We start from the raw sequence: 18,932 nt of genomic DNA on the forward strand, positions 1-18,932 counted from the left end.
AGGCCCTGGTCCGGCACGGTCCGGATCGGTCTGGATCGGTGGCAGGGGTTCGGGTAGCGTCCGGACGATGACAACCGCGCAGGTGCGACTCGACCCGATGACCGAGGCCGAATTCCAGGCCTACTTCGACCACATCGTGGCCAAGTACGCCGCCAGCAACGTGACATCGGGGAACTGGGCGGCCGAGGAGGCCGCCGCGAAGTCCGACCGGAAGCTGCGCGAACTGCTGCCCGGGGGGCTCGCCACCCCCGACACCCGGCTCTGCCTGGCCCGGGACGCGGTGAGCGGCGAGCGGGTCGGCATCTTCTGGCTGCACCTGCGCCCGCACGGCACGGAGACCGCCGCCTTCGTCCACGACATCGAGGTCGACGCCGGGTTGCGCGGTCGCGGTTACGGCCGGGCGGTGATGCTCGCGGGCGCGGACCTCGCCCGCGGGCTCGGTGCGGTGCGGATCGGACTGCACGTGTTCGCCCACAACGAGGTGGCGGTCGCGCTCTACACCTCGCTCGGCTTCGCCACCACCGATCTGGTGATGTCCCGGCCGCTCTGACGGCGGCCGGGGGGCGGCGCGGACCGGCCGGTGCCGCTCAGACGCCGTTGAGGGCGTACGTGCGGAAGGTCGCCAGCAGCGGCAGCACCTCGGTCTTGCTCGGGTCCTCCGTGACGGCCCGCATCGCGTCGATCACCGTGTGGGCGATGATCTTCGTGACGGAGAGGTCGTCGGGGGCGGAGACCGTGCCCCAGGCCTTGAGGGTCTGGGTGAGCAGGGCGCTCATCCGCGCGCCGATGTTGGCGCTGACGGCGTCCGTGAGCTCGGCGATCTCCTCGTCGCTCATGGTCGACCTGAGCCCGAAGGCCAGCGCCATCAGGGTGTCCATCGCGTGCTCGCCGTACGCGGCGACCAGCGACGGCAGCGGACGCTCGTCGGCCCGGCCCACCGCCAGGGCGGACAGCGCCTCGTCGTCGTCCTTCCACGCCGCCTCCAGGGCGGCCAAGGCCCGCAGGGCCTCGTCCATGGTCAGCCCGTCTGTCATGGAAGGAACGGTATTGAGCCGGTACCCGCACCGTGCCCGGTTCGGGGACCGGCTTCACACCTTCGAGCGAAGCGGGGCCGGTTCCGGCCGGTGGGCGCGGGTGAAGTGCTCCGGGTCCCAGCTGCCGCCGAGGGCGGGGGCCAGCGAGGCGGCCGCCAGGGCCGCGAAGTCCCGTGCCGTGCCCGCGCGTTCCGGCAGGGCGCCGAGCAGCGGGGCGCCCGCGGAGCGGGGCAGGTCGGCGAGGTTGCAGCGCTCGGCGAGGCCGGGGTCGGCCGGCCAGGAGCCGATCAGCACACCGGCCAGCGGGAGCGCGCGGGCGGCCAGCGCCTCCGCTGTGAGCGAGACGATGTTCAGGGTGCCGAGCCCGGCCGAGGCGATCAGCAGGACCTCGGCGTCCAGGCCCGCGTCGAGCACGGCCCGGGCCTGGTCGGCGAGGGTGCGGCCGCGGTCGTCGTAGCGGACCAGCAGGCCGCCGGCGCCCTCGACCAGCACCAGGTCGTGGTCGGCCGCGAGCGCGCGGACCTCGGCGACCACGTCGGCGGGCGCGAGATAGGGCATCGCGGCCCGGCGGGCGGCGGTGTCCGGGGCCAGCGGCTCGGGATAGCGCACCAGCTCACGGACCGTCAGTTCACCGGCCAGGCGCCCCACTTCGGCCGCGTCCCCGGGCTCGCCCGGGGCGACGCCGGTCTGTCCGGGCTTGAGCACGGCGACCCTCCGGCCGGCCCGCAGGGCGGCCGAGGCGACGGCCGCGGTGGCGACCGTCTTGCCGACGTCCGTGTTGGTGCCGGTCACGAACAGGATGCGGGCGCTCATCCGGCCACCGCCGCGGCGGTCACGGCGGCGGCGATCCGGGCCACGTCCTCGTCCTCCGTCACATAGGGGGGCATGGTGTAGACCAGATCCCGGAAGGGCCGCAGCCAGACGCCCTCGCGGGCGGCCGCCTCGGTCGCCGCCCGGACGTCCACCGGGTGGTCCAACTGCACGACGCCGATGGCCCCCTGGACCCGTACGTCCAGGACGCCGGGAAGGCCCGCGGCGGCGGCCAGGCCGTCCCGCAGCCCGGCCTCGATGCGCTTGACCGGCACCGTCCAGTCCTGCCCGAGCAGCAGGTCCAGCGAGGCGTCGGCGACCGCACAGGCCAGCGGGTTGCCCATGAAGGTCGGCCCGTGGGCCAGCACCGGCACCTCGCCCCGGCTGATGCCGTCGGCGACCTCGCCGCTGCACAGGGTGGCGGCCAGGGTCAGGTACCCGCCGGTGAGCGCCTTGCCCAGGCACATCACGTCCGGCGAGACGCCGGCGTGGTCGGCGGCGAACAGGGCGCCGCTGCGGCCGAATCCGGTGGCGATCTCGTCGAAGACCAGCAACACCCCGTACCGGTCGCAGAGTTCGCGCAGCATCCGCAGGTAGGCGGGGGAGTGGAAGCGCATCCCGCCCGCGCCCTGGACCACCGGTTCGACGATGACGGCGGCCAGCTCGTCCGCGTGGCGGGCCATCAACTCCTCGAACCGGGCGGCGTACGCGGGGTCGAGCGGGGCGTCGAAGCCGGCCGGCGGCTCCGGGGCGAACAGCTGCCCGGGCAGCACCCCGCCCCACAGGTGGTGCATCCCGCCCTCCGGGTCGCAGACCGACATCGGGTGGAAGGTGTCGCCGTGGTAGCCGCCGCGCCAGGTCAGCAGCCGGTGCTTCTGCGGGCGCCCGGTCGACCGCCAGTACTGGAGACACATCTTCAGCGCGACCTCGACCGCGACCGAGCCGGAGTCGGCGAGGAAGACGTGCTGCAACGGCTCCGGGGTGATCTCCACCAGGCGGGTGGCGAGCCGGACGGCGGGCTCGTGGGTGAGCCCGCCGAACATCACGTGGCTCATCCGCCCCAACTGCTCGCGCACCGCCTCGTCCAGCACCGGGTGCCGGTAGCCGTGGATCGCCGCCCACCAGGAGGACATCCCGTCGACCAGCTCGCGCCGGCCGCCCGCGACGGGTGCGGCCAGGCGCAGCCGGACGCCGGAGGCGGACTCGACCACGTACGGGGTGGCGGTGCCGGGCATCGGCCCGTACGGGTGCCAGACGTGCGCCCGGTCGAGGGCGAGCAGCGTGTCCGCGGACAGCTGGGGCATGGTGGGATCTCTCCGGAGGGTCGGGCGCCGGGCGGTGGGGCGGTGCGCGGTCGGGCGCCGAACGGTCAGGCGTTGGGGGCGAGTTCGGTGCCGGCGCCGCGGCGGCGGACCTTGACGAGGTCGTCGCGGAGCTCGTCGTTGGTCGCCTCCGCCGGGGTGGCGGGGGCGGCCGCGTGCTCCGCGTGACCGCCGCACGGCCCGCAGCCGCCGCCGCTGCCGCAGGACGGAGCCGCGGTGCCGCAGCCCCCGGCCGTGGTGCCGCAGCCCGAGGCGGCGACGGCCTCGGCGACGTCGGCGCGGTGGCGCGGCAGGGTGGCCTCGCCGGCGCCCTCGACCTCGAAGCCGGCGTCCTTGATCATGTCGAGGTCGGTCTGCCCGGCCTGGCCCTCGCTGGTCAGGTAGTCGCCGAGGAAGATCGAGTTGGCGATGTGCAGGCCCAGCGGCTGCATCGAGCGCAGGTGCACCTCGCGGCCGCCCGCGATCCGCACCTCGGTGTCCGGGTTGACGAAGCGGACCATCGCCAGGATCCGCAGGCAGCGCTGCGGGGTGAGGTTCCACTCCTTGGCCAGCGGGGTGCCCTCGAACGGGATCAGGAAGTTGACCGGGACGGAGTCCGAGCCGAGCTCGCGCAGCGCGAAGACCACGTCGACCAGGTCCTCGTCGCTCTCGCCCATGCCGGCGATCAGGCCGGAGCAGGCGGACAGCCCGGCGCCGTGCGCCTTCTGGACGGTGTCGACCCGGTCCGCGTAGGTGTGGGTCTTGGTGATCTGCCCGTAGGTGTTCTCGGAGGTGTTCAGGTTGTGGTTGTAGGCGTCGGCGCCCGCCGCCTTGAGCCGCTCGGCCTGGTTGTCGGAGAGCAGGCCGAGGCAGACGCAGATCTCCACCGCGGGGTCGGCGTCCTTGATGGCCGCCATGGTGTCCGTCACCCGGTCGATGTCACGGTCCGTCGGGCCGCGGCCGCTGGCGACCAGGCAGACCCGCTTGGCGCCGCCGGCCACCCCGGCACGGGCGGCGTCGGCGGCCTGCTCCGGCTTGAGCCAGGTGTACTTGAGGATCTCGGCCTTGGACCCCAGCCGCTGCGAGCAGTAGGAGCAGTCCTCGGGGCAGAGGCCGCTCTTCAGGTTCACCAGGTAGTTGAGCTTGACCCGGCGGCCGAACCAGCGGCGGCGCACCTTGCCGGCCGCGGCGACCACGTCGAGCAGCTCGTCGTCGGTGGTGGCGAGGACGGCCAGGGCCTCCTCGCGGGTCGGGACGTCGCCGCGCAGGCCCTTGGCGGTGAGGGTATCGAGCAGATCCATGGGGCCGATCCTGCCTGCTGGCGCGCGAATGGCGCCAGAGCAAACCCACCAGAAGATCCCGGTGAGGATGTGCCGATTGCCACAGTGTCGAAGCTCACGGCGTCGGCGCTGGTCACGCGCTTGACGACGGCCTCGACCGAAGGTTACCGACGAGTAGTCGAGCGGGTGGCCCGGCGGCGGCGCAGGACGTGCCGGAGGGGGCGTCGGGGCGAAGATCGACAAGCCCCGACCCAGTGATCCCGGCCACTCGACGGGTGCTTAGAATCTGCGCCATGACCACGCAGGGGGAGCGCACCCCGACTCCGGGAGAGGGCCAGGACGGCCGGGCAGGACAGCGGACCGGCGGGGGCGCCGGCGGGGCGGCACCGACCGGGCCCAAGCGCGGTCGGCGGCTGACCGGCCGTCGCGCGGTCGGCTGGGTCGCCGTGGTGGGCGTGGTCGTCGCCGGCGGATGGATCATCACCCGCCCGACGCCCGGCGACTACATACCCGGCCTCGGGCCCTCCAAGAAGGACCAGGCCCGGCTGCCGCCGGTGGTCGGCTCCCCGCCCGCCACCACCGACCCCGAGGCGCTCAACGCCGACAACCTCTTCCCCGCCCAGCGCCCGGTCGAGGTCGCCGGCTACAAGGCCCGGCGCGGCGGCATCCGGCAGGGTGAGAAGTGCGACGAGGTGCTCCAGGACCGTACCCAGGAGCTGCTCAAGGACAGCGGCTGCCAGGCCTACCTGATCGTCAGCTTCACCGGCGTCGACCACCCGGTGCGCAGCAGCGTCACCCTGCTGCGCTTCGCCGACCAGTCCACCGCCGCCCGGGCCGCCGACGCCCTGCGGGCCAAGCCCGGCGCGGTCGCCTTCATGCTCGCCGACACCAACATCGCGCCCGCCCTGACCGGCGGCGACGCCAAGCCGGGCAGCGTGCCCCGGGTCGAGGCGGTCGGGCACTACGTGACCGTCACCGCCTCCCGCACCGGCGACAGCCGCCCGAGCGGCACCGCCTCGACCCCGGCGTCCCCCACCCCGACCTCCGGCGGCGAGCCGAACCTGGAGGAGGCCACCCGCGCGCTGTCGTACGCGGCGGGCCAGCCCCTCGTCTGGATCTGATCCGCTCAGGTCGGGTCCGATCCGGTCCCGCCCGCCCTAACGGACCCGATCCGGTCCCGCGCGCCCGAACGGACCCGGGCCCGGTGCGCACGCGCACCGGGCCCAGGCGGTCGTCCACCGACGGCGGGTCAGCCGCCGAGGCGGTCCACGGCGGTCACCCGGACCACCGCGCGGCCCTCCTCGTCCGAGCCGTACAGGTCGACCTCGGCGCTGATGCCCCAGTCGTGGTCGCCCTCCGGGTCGTCGAAGATCTGCCGGACCTTCCAGGCGGAGTCCTCCTCCTCGATGATCAGCATCTTGGGGCCGCGTGCGTTCGGACCGGTGCCGAGGTCGTCGTACTCGTCCCAGTAGCCGTCCATGGCGTCCGCCCAGCGGTCCGCGTCCCAGCCGTACTCGCCGTCCAGGTCGCCGAGTTCGTTCCAGTGCTCCAGGGCGCACAGCTCGACCCGGCGGAACATCTCGTTGCGCACCAGCACCCGGAACGCCCGGGCGTTGGCGGTGACCGGCGCCGGCTTGTCGTCCAGGGTGACCTCGGCGGTGGCCGCCTCGGTCGGGTTGGCCAGCTGCTCCCACTCGTCCAGCAGGCTGGAGTCGACCTGGCGGACCAGCTCGCCGAGCCAGGCGATGACGTCCTTCAGGTCGTCGGTCTTCACGTCCTCGGGGACGGTCTGCTCCAGCGCCTTGTACGCCCCGGCCAGGTAGCGCAGCACGATGCCCTCGGTGCGGGCGAGTTCGTAGAAGCCGACGTAGTCCGAGAAGGTCATCGCCCGCTCGTACAGGTCGCGCACCACGGACTTGGGCTGGAGCTGGTGGTCGCCGATCCACGGGTGCGCCCGCCGGTACACCTCGTACGCGTGGGTGAGCAGTTCCTCCAGCGGCTTCGGGTAGGTGATCTCCTGGAGCCGCTCCATCCGCTCCTCGTACTCGATGCCGTCGCGCTTCATCTCGCCGATCGCCTCGCCGCGCGCCTTGTTCTGCTGGGCGGCGAGGATCTGGCGCGGGTCGTCGAGGGTCGCCTCGACGACCGAGACGACGTCCATCGCGTACGAGGGCGAGGTCGGGTCGAGGAGTTCGAAGGAGGCCAGCGCGAAGGTGGACAGCGGCTGGTTGAGCGCGAAGTTCTCCTGGAGGTCCAGGGTCAGGCGGACGATCCGGCCCTCGGCGTCCGGCTCCGGCAGCCGCTCCACCACGCCGCCCTCCAGCAGCGAGCGGTAGATGGCGATCGCGGTGCGGATGTGGCGGCGCTGGGCGGCCTTGTCCTCGTGGTTGTCGGTCAGCAGCTTGCGCATCGCCTCGAAGGCGTTGCCCGGGCGGCCGATCACCGACAGCAGCATCGCGTGGCTGACCTTGAAGCGGGAGACCAGCGGCTCCGGGTCGGCGGCGATCAGCTTCTCGAAGGTCTCCTCGGTCCAGCCGACGAAGCCCTCCGGCGCCTTCTTCCGCACCACCTTGCGCTTCTTCTTCGGGTCGTCCCCGGCCTTGGCGATCGCCTTGTCGTTCTCGATCACGTGCTCCGGCGCCTGGGCGACCACCTGGCCGACGGTGTCGAAGCCGGCCCGGCCGGCCCGCCCGGCGATCTGGTGGAACTCCCGGGCGCGCAGGATCCGCACGCGCTGCCCGTCGTACTTCGACAGCGCGGTGAACAGCACCGTGCGGATCGGCACGTTGACGCCCACGCCCAGCGTGTCCGTCCCGCAGATCACCTTCAACAGGCCTGCCTGGGCGAGGCGTTCGACCAGTCGGCGGTACTTCGGCAGCATGCCCGCGTGGTGCACGCCGATGCCGTGGCGGACGAACCGGGACAGGTTGCGGCCGAACTTGGTGGTGAAGCGGAAGTTGCCGATCAGCTCGGCGATGGCGTCCTTCTCCGCCTTCGAGCACATGTTGATGCTCATCAGCGACTGCGCCCGCTCCACCGCCTCCTTCTGGGTGAAGTGCACGACGTAGACCGGCGCCTGACCGGTCGTCAGCAGCTCCTCCAGGGTGTCGTGCATGGTGGTGCGGCGGTACTCGTAGAACAGCGGGACCGGGCGGGTCGCGTTGCGCACCACGGTCGTCGGCCGGCCGGTGCGGCGGGTCAGGTCCTCCTCGAAGCGGCGCACGTCGCCGAGGGTCGCCGACATCAGCAGGAACTGCGCCTGCGGCAGTTCCAGCAGCGGGATCTGCCAGGCCCAGCCGCGGTCCGGCTCCGCGTAGAAGTGGAACTCGTCCATCACGACCTGGCCGATGTCCGCCCGCAGGCCGTCCCGCAGCGCGATCTGGGCCAGCACCTCGGCCGTGCAGCAGATGATCGGCGCGGTCGGGTTGACGCTCGCGTCGCCGGTCATCATGCCGACCTGCTCGGTGCCGAACATCTTCACCAGGTCGAAGAACTTCTCCGACACCAGCGCCTTGATCGGTGCGGTGTAGAACGTCCGCTGCCCCTCGGCCAGCGCCGCGAAGTGGGCGCCCGCCGCCACCAGGGACTTGCCCGAGCCGGTCGGCGTCGCCAGGATCACGTTGTTCCCGGAGACCAGCTCGATCAGGGCCTCCTCCTGAGCCGGGTAGAGCGTGATCCCGCGCTCCTCCGCCCAGGCTGCGAACGTCTCGTACAGCGCATCGGGGGTGGCGGGCTTCGGCATCAGATCAAGGAGGGTCACCGGGCTATCTTGCCTGCTCGCCGCCACCCCGGGCAAAGCCCGGGGGCGGGGCGGCGGCGTCAGAACGGTGCGGTGGGGGGCTGCCCGGGCAGTTGGGGGTCGTTGGTACAGCCCTGGGCGCGGACCAGTTCCCGGGCGGTGCGCAGCGCGGCGTCCACCCGGATCTGGTGGACCCGGGCGGCGGGGGTCCCGGCGGACCCCCGGTCGCCGGTGATCGTGATCTTCCGGTACGCGAGCGCGGTGGCGGCGTCCTTGGCGGCCGGTGTGGCGGGTGCACCGGGCTTGGCGGCCGTGGTGGCGGTCGGGCTCGGGGTGACGCAGTGGAGCAGCAACTGCACCGTGCCGTCGTGGAAGAGCCAGCCCTGGGCGTCGGCGCCGAACGCCAGCTGGGCGGGGCGGACCGGCGCCCAGCCGAGGGACTCCGCGTCGGACTTCGCCCGCTGGAACCGCTCGTCCGCGTGCGCGACCTCGATCTTCGCGACCCAGTGGGTCCGGGCGTCGTCGCCCTTCCAGTCCACGGCGCAGACCGGATCGGCGAGCGCGTCCCGGCTGTCGAGCCGGTCCTTCCCCTGCCAGACGACGGCCTCGTGCCCCTTGCCGGACAGTGCCGCGAGGTCGTCGTGGGTGAAGGCGTTCCAGCAGGCGTCGCGGGGCACGTCGACGGACTGGGTGGCCCGCCACCACCAGGTGCCGCCGCCGAGGCCGGCGGCCAGCACCGCCGCGCCGAGGGCGGCCGGCAGCGCGCGCCGGCGCGGGCGCTCAGCCATGGGTCTTCTCCTGCACCAGGTCGGGCAGCGCCGGTGCGGTGGCGGGCAGCTGCACCTGGTTGGCGCACTGGTACTCGGCGGCGGCGGCCCGGGCGATCTTCAGCGCGATGTCGCCGTACGCCTGGCGGTTCTGCTCGGAGGGTGAGGCGAAGGCCGCGTCACTGCCGACGTCGACGCGGAAGTACGGCGGGGCCTTGCGCTTGGGGTCGTTCCCGGCGGGGACCTGGAAGTCGCAGCGCACGTACAGCCGGACGCGGTGGCTGCCGTCGGCGGTGGCCAGCCAGGTCGCGCCGGGGCCGCCGTCGAGTGCGGTCACCCGGCGGTCGTGCGCGGAATCCTGGGCGCGGTCCGCCTCGATGCCGTTCCACGCGGGTTCGACCCGCACGGCCAGCATGCGGCCCTGGCGGCCGTCCTCGCCGTGCCAGGAGAGGTGGCACGCATTGCTGCGGATCTCGTTCTCCTCCGGCGAGGCCGGGGTCTGGATCCGGGGGCGCGGTGCGACTTCGGAAACCTTTCCGTGCGTACCGGCGAGCGGTCGGAGGTCCGATCCGGAGAGCGCCGACCAGCAGGCGCTGGGCGGAATCTCCAGGGATTGCCACGGCCGCCACACCCACAGCACGCTGCCCGCGATGAGGGACACCCCGAGGACCCCCACCGACCAGGGCACCCAGCGTCGCCGGGGCCGTGCGGCGTCGGACGGGTTCGGAACGATGTGCGCGACGTCGACCATGGTTCAGCTTTCCGTCCGTATCGAGGGTGTGGGGGCCGGTGCCGGGAATGGTCGTCTCGCTGTCCCGGCCGAATCGGCCGTGCCGGCTAAGTGCCGGGGACGCATTCGACGATCGAATTCGAACTTTGGCATGTGCCTGTCCTCCAAGGGAGACAAGCACGGAGCGTATCGAATTCATCGACGCTCCGTCGGTGAATCGGACGGGAACGGTCGAATGAGAATGCGGAACGGTCGATTCGGCATTTTCGGTATTCACGCGGGGTGAACCGGTGAGGACGCCGACAGGAATCCGCCGGTCAGTTGTGCCGAGTCGCACATTGCCGCCGTCTCGCGGCCCGTGCCAGAGTGCCGGGCATGGCCCACCCCCTCGCGTCCCAGCCCCGCCCCGCCGCCCCACCCGCCCCGGCAGACGTCTTCGACTGGCTCGACGAGGCCGCCGCGCTGCGGGCCGACGCCGGGCTGACCCGCACGCTGAACAGCCGGGCGGCCGAGGACCCGGTGCTCGACCTGGCCGGGAACGACTACCTCGGGCTGACCAGGCACCCGGCCGTCACCCGGGCGGCCGGGGCGGCGGCGCTGCGCTGGGGCGGCGGCGCGACGGGATCCCGGCTGGTCACCGGCACGACCGCGCTGCACACCGAACTGGAGCGGGAGCTGGCCGAGTTCTGCGGGACGGAGGCCGCGCTGGTGTTCTCCTCCGGGTACACGGCGAACCTGGCCGCGCTCACCGCGCTGACCGACCCGGACACCCTGATCGTCTCCGACGCCTACAACCACGCCTCGCTGATCGACGGCTGCCGGCTCGCCCGCGCCGACGTGCACCGGGCGCCGCACAGCGACCCGGCGGCGGTCGCCGAGGCGCTGGCCGGGCGGGCGCAGCCGCGGGCGCTGGTGGTGACCGACTCGGTGTTCTCGGTGGACGGCGACGCCGCGCCGCTGCGCGGACTGTCCGAGGCGGTCCGGGCGCACGGCGCCGCGCTGCTGGTGGACGACGCGCACGGGCTGGGCGTGCTCGGCGCGGGCGGCCGCGGCGCGCCGGCCGCGGCCGGGCTGGCCGGACAGCCGGACACCGTCGTCACCGTCACCCTGTCCAAGTCGCTCGGCTCCCAGGGCGGCGCCGTGCTCGGCCCGCGCCGGGTGATCCGGCACCTGACCGAGACCGCCCGCAGCTTCATCTTCGACACCGGTCTCGCCCCGGCGGCGGCCGGCGCCGCCCTCGCGGCGCTGCGCCTGCTGCGCGCCGAACCGGAGCGCGCCGAGCGGGCCCGCGAGGTGGCCCGGGCCCTGGCCGCCGGGCTGACCGCGGCGGGCCTGCACGCCTGCGAGCCGGACGCGGCCGTGGTCTCGGTCCGCGCCCCGGGCCCGGAGGAGGCCCTCGCCTGGGCGGCCGACTGCCGCCGGGCCGGCCTCGCGGTGGGCTGCTTCCGCCCGCCGTCCGTCCCGGACGGCATCTCCCGGCTGCGGCTGACCGCCCGCGCGGACCTCACGGACGCTCAGATCGTCCAGGCCGTCCGGACCATCGCTGACCTGGCCCCACCGGCCGCCCGGGGCTGACCGCGGATCAGGGCGTGAGGTCGGGGGCCGAGAACGTCGAGCGGTGCGCGACCGAGCTCCGCGGACCGCGTACGGTCCGGGCCGCCGAAAACCGCTCGGCGGCCCGTGCCCTGCCGGGCAGGATGTCGGCATGACCGATCTGCCGTGGGACGCCCACGTGGCGTGGCTGCTCGACCCCTCGGAATCCGGCTGCCTGCCCGACGGGTACGTCCCCGACACCACGGTGGCGGACTGGCAGGCGCTGCTCGATCTGGTGGTGGAGCGGGGCTGGGCCGTCGAGTACGCGGAGGGGGCCGCGGTGCTGCCGCTGCCCCGGGCGGAGGCGGTGTTGTCCCGGACGGCCGACGCCGAGTGCCCCACCCTGCAGGTCCGGCCCGCCCCGGAGGTCTGCGCGATCTTCCGGTTCCTCGGCGAGCAGGAGATCGACTTCGACCTGGACCTGCGCGAACTCCAGGGCCAGGAGCGGCTGGACGTGCTGTGCGGCTTCCTGGCCGCGATCGGGCGGCGGCTGGGCAAGCCGGTCCCGCTGTACTTCCAGGGCGACACCCGGGCGCCGTTCCTCGGGTACGACCCCGACGCCGACCGGGTGCGGGTGCTGTGGACGCCGGAGGGGGACTGAGGTGTTCGGGCCGAGCCGGGAGGACCACGCCGGGTGGCTGCTCGACCCGGCCTCCGACGGGTGGCTGCCCGGCGAGGGCGTCGCGGACACCACGGTGGCGGACTGGCAGGCGCTGCTCGACCTGGTGGTGGAGCGGGGCTGGGACCGGACGTTCCTGGTGGGCTGCTTCGAGATGCCGCTGCCGCGGGCCGAGGAGATCCTGTCCTGGCCGCACGGGGCGGCACGGCCGGTGCTGAGCGTGCTCCCGGGCCCGGAGGTGGCGGTCGTCCTCCGGTTCCGCAGCGCGGAGCGGATCGACCTCGGCATCAACGTGGAGCGACTCGGCGGTCAGGAGGGCCTGGCCGTGCTGTGCGGCTTCCTGGCCAAGGTCGGGCGGCGGCTGGGCCGGTCGGTGCCGACGCCCGACCGCGGTACGGGCCCGTTCCTCTGGTACGACCACTCGGCGGACCGGGTCCGCTTCGGGCGCCCCGGGGCGGCGGCGGGGCCTCCGCGCTGACCGGGCGGTGAACAGTGCGGGGGCGGAGGGCCTCCGCCGCGTCAGGGCTTCTTCCGGGCCCGGCTCGGCTGGACCCGGGGTGGTTCGCCGGCGGCCTTCGGGTGGTCGGGCGGGTACGGGAGTTCGCCGAGGCCCTCGTCGTGCAGCTGCTTGTCGTACAGCTCCAGCAGGGCGTCCAGCCGGAACGCGTGCTCCTCCATCTCCGCGTTGGGGTCGCCGAGTTCGGCGAAGCGGGCGGGGAGGGTGCGCAGGTCGAAGTCCTCGGGGGAGGCGTCGTCCAGCTCCTCCCAGTGCAGCGGGGCGGAGGCGGTGGCCCGGGGGCGGGCGCGCAGCGAGTAGGCGGAGGCGATGGTGCGGTCGCGGGCCATCTGGTTGTAGTCGACGAAGATCCGCTCGCCGCGCTCCTCCTTCCACCAGGCGGTGGTGACCCGGCCGGGCATCCGCTGCTCCAGCGCCCGGCCGAGGGCGATCACCGCGTGCCGGCCGTCGGTGAAGGTCCACTCGGGCACCAGCGGGACGTACACGTGCAGGCCGCGCCCGCCGGAGGACTTGGGCCAGCCGCGCAGCCCGAACTCGGCGAGCAGGGCGCGCAGTTCGTGGGCGGCGCGGACGGCGTCGTGGAAGTCGGTGCCGGGCTGCGGGTCCAGGTCGATGCGCAGTTCGTCGATGTGGTCGGTGTCGGAACGCCGCACCGGCCAGGGGTGGAAGGTGAGGCAGCCCAGGTTGGCGGCCCACAGCACGGCGGCGGGCTCGGTGGGGCAGACCTCGTCGGCGGAGCGGCCGCTGGGGAACTCGATCCGGGCGGTGGGCAGCCAGTCCGGCAGGCCCTTGGGCGCCCGCTTCTGGTAGAAGAACTCGCCGTCCACGCCGTCCGGGAAGCGCTGCAGGGTGGTCGGCCGGTCCCGCAGTCCGCGCAGCACCCCGTCGGCCACGGCCAGGTAGTACTGCGCGACGTCCAGCTTGGTGAAGCCGCGCTCGGGGTAGTAGACCTTGTCAGGGTTCGACAGCCGGACGGTGCGCCCGGCGACTTCCAGTTCCACGGCTGCGCCCATCCCCCCACGCTAAGGGCGCCGCGCCCGGCGCGCGCCCCGGGGCGAACGGGGCGAGGATCGGACGCATGGACCTGCCCGTGATGCCGCCGGTGGCGCCGATGCTCGCCAAGTCGGTGGCCAGGATCCCGCCGGGGATGCAGTACGAGGCCAAGTGGGACGGCTTCCGCACGATCGTGTTCCGCGACGGCGACGAGGTGGAACTCGGCAGCCGCACCGGGAAGCCGCTGACCAGGTACTTCCCCGAGCTGGTCGAGGCCCTCCGGCGGGAGCTGCCGCCGCGCTGCGTGCTGGACGGCGAGGTGGTGATCGCCCGGGACGGGCGGCTGCGCTTCGAGGAACTGCTGGAGCGGATCCACCCGGCGGCGAGCCGGGTCAGGCTGCTCGCCGAGCGGACGCCCGCCTCCTTCGTCGCCTTCGACCTGCTCGCCCTGGGCGACGCATCGCTGGTGGACCGGCCGCTCTCGGAGCGCCGACCGGCCCTGGAGGCGGCCCTCGCGCACGCCGCCGACCCGGTGTTCACCGCCCCCGCCTCGACCGACCGCGACCTGGCGCAGAGCTGGTTCGCCGAGTTCGAGGGCGCCGGGCTGGACGGGGTGGTGGCCAAACCGCTGGACCAGCCGTACCGGCCGGGGGAGCGGACCATGTACAAGATCAAGCACGAGCGCACCGCCGACTGCGTGGTGGCCGGCTACCGCGAGCACAAGAGCGGCCCGGTGGTCGGCTCGCTGCTGCTGGGCATCCACGACGACCGGGGCAGGCTCCAGCACGTCGGCGTCTGCGCGGCCTTCCCGATGGCCCGCCGTCGCGAACTGGTCGAGGAGCTGGCCCCGCTGCGCACCGACGACCTGGCCGGACACCCCTGGGGCGCCTGGGCGGAGGAGTCCGCGCACGCCGAGGGCCGGCTGCCGGGGGCGGTCAGCCGCTGGACCGGCGGCAAGGACCTGTCCTGGATCCCGCTGCGCCCCGAGCGGGTGGTCGAGGTGGCGTACGACCACATGGAGGGCAGCCGGTTCCGGCACACCGCGCAGTTCCGTCGCTGGCGGCCGGACCGCGCGCCGGAGAGCTGCACCTACGAGCAGTTGGAGGAGCCGGTCTCGTACGACCTCGGCAAGGTGCTGGGGATCTGACGAGGAGTGCGAGGGCCCGACCGGTCGTCCCGGTCGGGCCCTCGGTGTGCTCGGCGGGTTCAGGAGACGCGCAGCGAGCCCGGGGCGGTGCCGCTGGCCGTCGCGCCGGTGGACGGCGAGCCGGACCCCGAGGCCGAACCGGACGCCGAGCCCGACGCCGAGCCCGACGCCGAACCGGAGGGCGAGCCGGACGCCGTACCGCTCGGCGGCGCGGTGGCCGTGGCGGGCAGCGTGTAGACGTTGTTCGGCGACACGATCTGGGTGACCGCCTTGGCCAGCAGCGTCGACGGCTCCGCACCCTGGTACTGCACATCGGTGTTGAGCAGGATCACCAGGCTGGCCTGGGCGTCCGGCAGGTACACCACGACGCTCTCGTACCCGGGCAGCGAGCCGTTGTGGCCGATCCAGCCGTGGGTGTTGAAGATCCCGAAGCCGTAGCCGATGCCCGGCGTGCCGGTGGAGCGCCCCTTGAGCCGTTCGGCCTGGGTGGCGGGCTTGAGCAGCGGGTTCCCGGTGGCCAGTGCCTTGGACCAGGTGGTCAGGTCGGCCAGGTTGGAGATCGCGGCGCCGGCCGCCCAGCCCCAGGACGGGTTCCAGGTGGTGGCGTCGGTGAGCTGCCCGCTCGCGCTCTGGTCGGTGTAGCCGTGGGCGTGCGGGTCCGGGAAGGTCGCGTCGGTCGGGAAGACCGTCTTGGTCAGCCCGGCCGGGGTGAACACCTGGGCCTTCAGGTAGTCGCCCAGCGGCCGGCCGCCGGCCTTCTCGACGACCAGCCCCAGCAGCACGTAATTCGTGTTGGAGTACTCGAAGTTGCTGTCCGGCGGGAAGTTCGCCGGGTGCTTGAAGGAGTACGCCAGCAACTGGTCCGGGGTGAAGACCTGGTTCGGGTCCTTGAAGAAGGCCTGCTGGAAGTCCGGGTCGTCGCTGTAGTTGTACAGCCCGCTGCGCATGTCGCCGAGCTGGCGGATGGTGATGCCGCCGCCGTTCGGCACGTTGGGGACGTACTTGGAGACCGGGTCGTCCAGGCCGACCTTGCCCTGGTCGACCAGCTCCAGCACGGCGGTGGCGGTGAAGGTCTTGGTGACACTGCCGATCCGGGTGTAGAGGTCGGTCGACATGGGGGTGCCGGCGCTCTTGTCGGCCACCCCGAAGGACTTCTGGTAGCTGCCGTCGGGGGTGGTGTAGCCGACCGTCACACCGGGGATCGAGGCCTGGCTCATCACCTGCTGGATCGCGCTGTCCAGCTTGGCGGTGACGTCCGAGGTCAGCGGCACCACCTTGCTGGAGGCGGATCCGGAGGGGCCGGGCGAGCCCGGGCCGCCGGAGGGGCTGAGCGCGGCCGGCTCGGCGGTCAGCGCCGGGCGGTCGGCCCGCGGCGCGGAGGAGGAGCCGGAGCAGGCCGCGGTCGCGAGCAGACCGGTCAGGGCCAGGGCGGCGGCGGTGGCGCGGCGGACGGCGGCGCGGCCGGCGGGGCGGGGGGCGGCCGGACGCGGCCGTCGGGTCTTGGTCATGGGTCGAGGCGCCTCTCTGGGGCGAAGGGCCCCGGAGCGCGCACACCGGCCGCTGCTCCACGGGGCCGCACGGAGCGTCGCCACCGTAAGCACCGTCGGGGCCCGGCCGCGCGCGGGTCGGGGCCCGGCTGATCCGAACGGGAGCGCCGTCAGCCGACTGCCCCAACCCGGGTGGCGACCGCTGTCAAGTACCCGGGCCGGGCGGTCGGTTGGTGTCGGGACGGGTGGCCCGCGCTCGGCCGGACGGGTGAGCGGCGGCACGCCGCGGCCGTCCCCGGCCGCTGCTCGGGCACGATCGTTTAGCCCAGCTGTGGCCGCCCTTAAGAATTCCTCGATGGACCGCACCCCCTCCCACCAGGCAGATTTCTGCCTGCCGGAGCGTGCCCGTCAGGAGCGGCCGAACCGCGCCACCACGGCCCCGCAACCCTCGAAGGCCGTTCCCGAAGCACGTCAGGAGCCGTCGCCCGTGAAGGCACTCGTCAAGCAGAACGCCGAGCCCGGCCTCTGGATGATCGATGTCCCGAAGCCCGAGATCGGCCCCGGCGAGGTGCTGATCAAGGTGCTGCGCACCGGCATCTGCGGCACCGACCTGCACATCCGCAAGTGGGACGGCTGGGCGCAGCAGACCATCCGGACCCCGATGGTGATCGGCCACGAGTTCGTCGGCGAGGTCGCCGAGATCGGCGCCGGGGTCGCGGACATCGCGATCGGCGACCTGGTCAGCGGCGAGGGCCACCTGGTCTGCGGCAAGTGCCGCAACTGCCTGGCCGGGCGCCGCCACCTGTGCCGCAACACCGTCGGCCTGGGCGTCAACCGGGACGGCGCGTTCGCCGAGTACGTGGCGCTGCCCGCCTCCAACGTCTGGGTGCACCGGGTGCCGGTCGACCTCGACGTGGCCGCGATCTTCGACCCCTTCGGCAACGCCGTGCACACCGCGCTCTCCTTCCCGCTGGTCGGTGAGGACGTGCTGGTCACCGGCGCGGGCCCGATCGGCATCATGGCCGCCGCGGTCGCCAAGCACGCCGGTGCCCGCAACGTGATGATCACCGACGTCTCCCCGTACCGCCTGGACCTGGCCCGCAAGGTCGGCGTGACGCTGGCGCTGAACGTCGCCGAGCACACCATCGAGGAGGGCCAGCAGAAGCTGGGCCTGCGCGAGGGCTTCGACGTCGGCCTGGAGATGTCCGGCCGCCCCGAGGCGATGCAGTCGATGATCGCCAACATGACCCACGGCGGGAAGATCGCCATGCTGGGCCTGCCGGCCGAGGACTTCCCGGTGGACTGGGCCTCGATCGTCACCTCGATGATCACCATCAAGGGCATCTACGGCCGTGAGATGTTCGAGACCTGGTACGCGATGTCCGTGCTGCTGGAGGGCGGCCTGGACCTCAGCCCGGTGATCACCGGCCGCTACGCCGCCGACGACTTCGAGGCCGCCTTCGACGACGCGGCCGGCGGCAACTGCGGCAAGATCATCCTCGACTGGACCGCCTGAGCCCCCGCGACCGACTAGGAGACCGTTCGTGTTCGACAACGTGCGCGCCGACATCGCCACCACCCTCGACGAGATCCGCGAGGCCGGGCTGTTCAAGCCGGAGCGGGTGATCGGCAGCCCGCAGAGCGCCGAGGTCACCGTCACCTCCGGCGGCCGCCCCGGCGGGGTGCTGAACTTCTGCGCCAACAACTACCTCGGCCTGGCCGACCACCCCGAGGTGCTGGCCGCGGCGAAGGACGCGCTGGACCGCTGGGGCTACGGGATGGCCTCGGTCCGCTTCATCTGCGGCACCCAGGACGTGCACAAGGAGCTGGAGGACCGCCTCTCGGCCTTCCTCGGCCAGGAGGACACCATCCTCTACTCCTCGTGCTTCGACGCCAACGGCGGCGTGTTCGAGACCCTGCTGGACGACCGCGACGCGGTCATCTCCGACGCGCTCAACCACGCCAGCATCATCGACGGCATCCGGCTCAGCAAGGCCCGCCGCCACCGCTACGCCAACCGCGACCTGGCCGACCTGGAGCAGCAGCTCAAGGAGACCCAGGACGCCCGCCGCCGCCTGATCGTCACCGACGGCGTGTTCTCGATGGACGGCTACGTCGCCCCGCTGCGCGAGATCTGCGACCTGGCCGACCGCTACGACGCGATGGTCATGGTCGACGACTCGCACGCCGTCGGCTTCGTCGGCGCGGGCGGCCGCGGCACCCCCGAACTGCACGGCGTGATGGACCGGGTGGACATCATCACCGGCACCCTGGGCAAGGCGCTCGGCGGCGCCTCCGGCGGCTACGTCGCCGCCCGCCGGGAGATCGTCGCCCTGCTGCGCCAGCGCTCGCGCCCGTACCTGTTCTCCAACTCGCTGGCCCCGGTGATCGCGGCCGCCTCGCTGAAGGTGCTCGACCTGGTCGAGCAGTCCAACGAGCTGCGCGAGCGGCTGGCGGCCAACACCGCGCTGTTCCGCTCGAAGATGACCGAGGCCGGGTTCGAGATCCTGCCCGGCGACCACCCGATCGCCCCGGTGATGATCGGCGACGCGGCCAAGGCCGGGCGGCTCGCCGAACTGCTGCTGGAGCGCGGCGTGTACGTGATCGGCTTCTCCTACCCGGTGGTGCCGCACGGCCAGGCCCGGATCCGGGTCCAGCTGTCCGCGGCGCACTCCACCGAGGACGTCGAGCGCGCCGTCGCGGCCTTCGTGGACGCGCGCGCCGCGCTGGAGGCCTGACGGCCCAGGGCCTGACCGCCCCACCGACCGCCCGCGGGCCGGACCGCTCGGAACCGGACCGGCCCGCGGGCTCACAGGCTCCGTGCGGCGCGGCGGCACGCTGGTGCTCACCACCCGCTCCCCCGACGGCGGCACCGTGGTCCTGCGCGACGGCCGTGCGCCGCTCCCCCTCGTCTC

17 protein-coding genes are annotated in these 18,932 nt (G+C 73.4%); 8 read left to right on the top strand and 9 right to left on the bottom strand.

From position 1 onward, the window contains the following. Positions 1–67: 67 nt before the first annotated feature. Positions 68–550 (top strand): GNAT family N-acetyltransferase, encoded by a 483-nt coding sequence (locus tag AB0O91_RS37260; RefSeq protein WP_363442887.1) that lies wholly within the window; start codon positions 68–70, stop codon positions 548–550. A 37-nt stretch (positions 551–587) separates the two neighbouring features. Here the strand turns inward: AB0O91_RS37260 and AB0O91_RS37265 are convergent, their stop codons facing one another. From AB0O91_RS37265 to bioB, 4 genes are all read right to left on the bottom strand, one after another. Next, complete coding sequence (locus AB0O91_RS37265) at positions 588–1,034, bottom strand: hypothetical protein (RefSeq protein WP_363442890.1); 447 nt, start codon at positions 1,032–1,034, stop codon at positions 588–590. 54 nt (positions 1,035–1,088) lie between these two features. Continuing rightward, complete coding sequence (gene bioD / locus AB0O91_RS37270) at positions 1,089–1,847, bottom strand: dethiobiotin synthase (RefSeq protein ID WP_363442893.1); 759 nt, start codon at positions 1,845–1,847, stop codon at positions 1,089–1,091. Beyond that, the gene (locus tag AB0O91_RS37275) at positions 1,844–3,148 is read right to left on the bottom strand and encodes an adenosylmethionine--8-amino-7-oxononanoate transaminase (RefSeq protein ID WP_363442896.1); all 1,305 of its coding nucleotides are present in this window, start codon (positions 3,146–3,148) and stop codon (positions 1,844–1,846) included. The genes bioD and AB0O91_RS37275 overlap by 4 nt, the downstream gene beginning before the upstream one ends. A gap of 65 nt (positions 3,149–3,213) precedes the next feature. Continuing rightward, the gene (bioB, locus tag AB0O91_RS37280) at positions 3,214–4,446 is read right to left on the bottom strand and encodes a biotin synthase BioB (protein ID WP_363442898.1); all 1,233 of its coding nucleotides are present in this window, start codon (positions 4,444–4,446) and stop codon (positions 3,214–3,216) included. Between the two features lie 272 nt (positions 4,447–4,718). Between bioB and AB0O91_RS37285 the strand changes: the two genes are divergently transcribed. After that, entirely contained in the window at positions 4,719–5,546 is an 828-nt protein-coding gene (locus AB0O91_RS37285; protein WP_363442900.1) for a hypothetical protein, read from the top strand. 128 nt (positions 5,547–5,674) lie between these two features. Here the strand turns inward: AB0O91_RS37285 and AB0O91_RS37290 are convergent, their stop codons facing one another. From AB0O91_RS37290 to AB0O91_RS37300, 3 genes are read right to left on the bottom strand one after another with little or no spacing between them, the layout of a single operon-like run. Then, positions 5,675–8,185, bottom strand: a complete 2,511-nt coding sequence (locus tag AB0O91_RS37290) for a DUF3516 domain-containing protein (protein WP_363442902.1) — start codon at positions 8,183–8,185, stop codon at positions 5,675–5,677. Positions 8,186–8,244: 59 nt separating this feature from the next. After that, the gene (locus AB0O91_RS37295; protein WP_363442904.1) at positions 8,245–8,952 is read right to left on the bottom strand and encodes a hypothetical protein; all 708 of its coding nucleotides are present in this window, start codon (positions 8,950–8,952) and stop codon (positions 8,245–8,247) included. Continuing rightward, positions 8,945–9,682, bottom strand: coding sequence for a hypothetical protein (locus tag AB0O91_RS37300; protein WP_363442906.1), 738 nt, complete (start codon positions 9,680–9,682; stop codon positions 8,945–8,947). Before AB0O91_RS37300 ends, AB0O91_RS37295 begins: the two co-directional genes overlap by 8 nt. A gap of 354 nt (positions 9,683–10,036) precedes the next feature. Between AB0O91_RS37300 and AB0O91_RS37305 the strand changes: the two genes are divergently transcribed. The 3 genes from AB0O91_RS37305 to AB0O91_RS37315 all read left to right on the top strand — a co-directional run bounded on the left by AB0O91_RS37305 (position 10,037) and on the right by AB0O91_RS37315 (position 12,351). After that, positions 10,037–11,236, top strand: coding sequence for an 8-amino-7-oxononanoate synthase (locus AB0O91_RS37305; RefSeq protein WP_363442908.1), 1,200 nt, complete (start codon positions 10,037–10,039; stop codon positions 11,234–11,236). 130 nt (positions 11,237–11,366) lie between these two features. After that, positions 11,367–11,855, top strand: a complete 489-nt coding sequence (locus tag AB0O91_RS37310) for a hypothetical protein (RefSeq protein WP_363442910.1) — start codon at positions 11,367–11,369, stop codon at positions 11,853–11,855. A 1-nt stretch (position 11,856) separates the two neighbouring features. Beyond that, complete coding sequence (locus AB0O91_RS37315; RefSeq protein WP_363442912.1) at positions 11,857–12,351, top strand: hypothetical protein; 495 nt, start codon at positions 11,857–11,859, stop codon at positions 12,349–12,351. 41 nt (positions 12,352–12,392) lie between these two features. On the opposite strand, the gene ligD is transcribed toward AB0O91_RS37315, so the two are convergent. Beyond that, positions 12,393–13,403, bottom strand: coding sequence for a non-homologous end-joining DNA ligase (gene ligD, locus AB0O91_RS37320; RefSeq protein ID WP_363442914.1), 1,011 nt, complete (start codon positions 13,401–13,403; stop codon positions 12,393–12,395). Between the two features lie 65 nt (positions 13,404–13,468). Here ligD and AB0O91_RS37325 point away from each other — a divergent pair, with 65 nt between their 5' ends. Beyond that, positions 13,469–14,530 (top strand): ATP-dependent DNA ligase, encoded by a 1,062-nt coding sequence (locus tag AB0O91_RS37325; RefSeq protein ID WP_363442916.1) that lies wholly within the window; start codon positions 13,469–13,471, stop codon positions 14,528–14,530. Positions 14,531–14,589: 59 nt separating this feature from the next. Here AB0O91_RS37325 and AB0O91_RS37330 read toward each other — a convergent pair whose 3' ends face one another. Continuing rightward, on the bottom strand, positions 14,590–16,038 hold the full coding sequence (locus AB0O91_RS37330) for a serine hydrolase domain-containing protein (RefSeq protein ID WP_363442918.1): 1,449 nt from the start codon (positions 16,036–16,038) through the stop codon (positions 14,590–14,592). Positions 16,039–16,504: 466 nt separating this feature from the next. Here AB0O91_RS37330 and tdh point away from each other — a divergent pair, with 466 nt between their 5' ends. After that, positions 16,505–17,533, top strand: coding sequence for an L-threonine 3-dehydrogenase (tdh, locus tag AB0O91_RS37335; protein WP_363442920.1), 1,029 nt, complete (start codon positions 16,505–16,507; stop codon positions 17,531–17,533). 28 nt (positions 17,534–17,561) lie between these two features. Beyond that, the gene (locus AB0O91_RS37340; RefSeq protein ID WP_363442922.1) at positions 17,562–18,755 is read left to right on the top strand and encodes a glycine C-acetyltransferase; all 1,194 of its coding nucleotides are present in this window, start codon (positions 17,562–17,564) and stop codon (positions 18,753–18,755) included. Positions 18,756–18,932: the final 177 nt, after the last annotated feature.

This window comes from Kitasatospora sp. NPDC089797, from assembly GCF_040684795.1.
In the GTDB taxonomy this organism is placed as follows: domain Bacteria; phylum Actinomycetota; class Actinomycetes; order Streptomycetales; family Streptomycetaceae; genus Kitasatospora.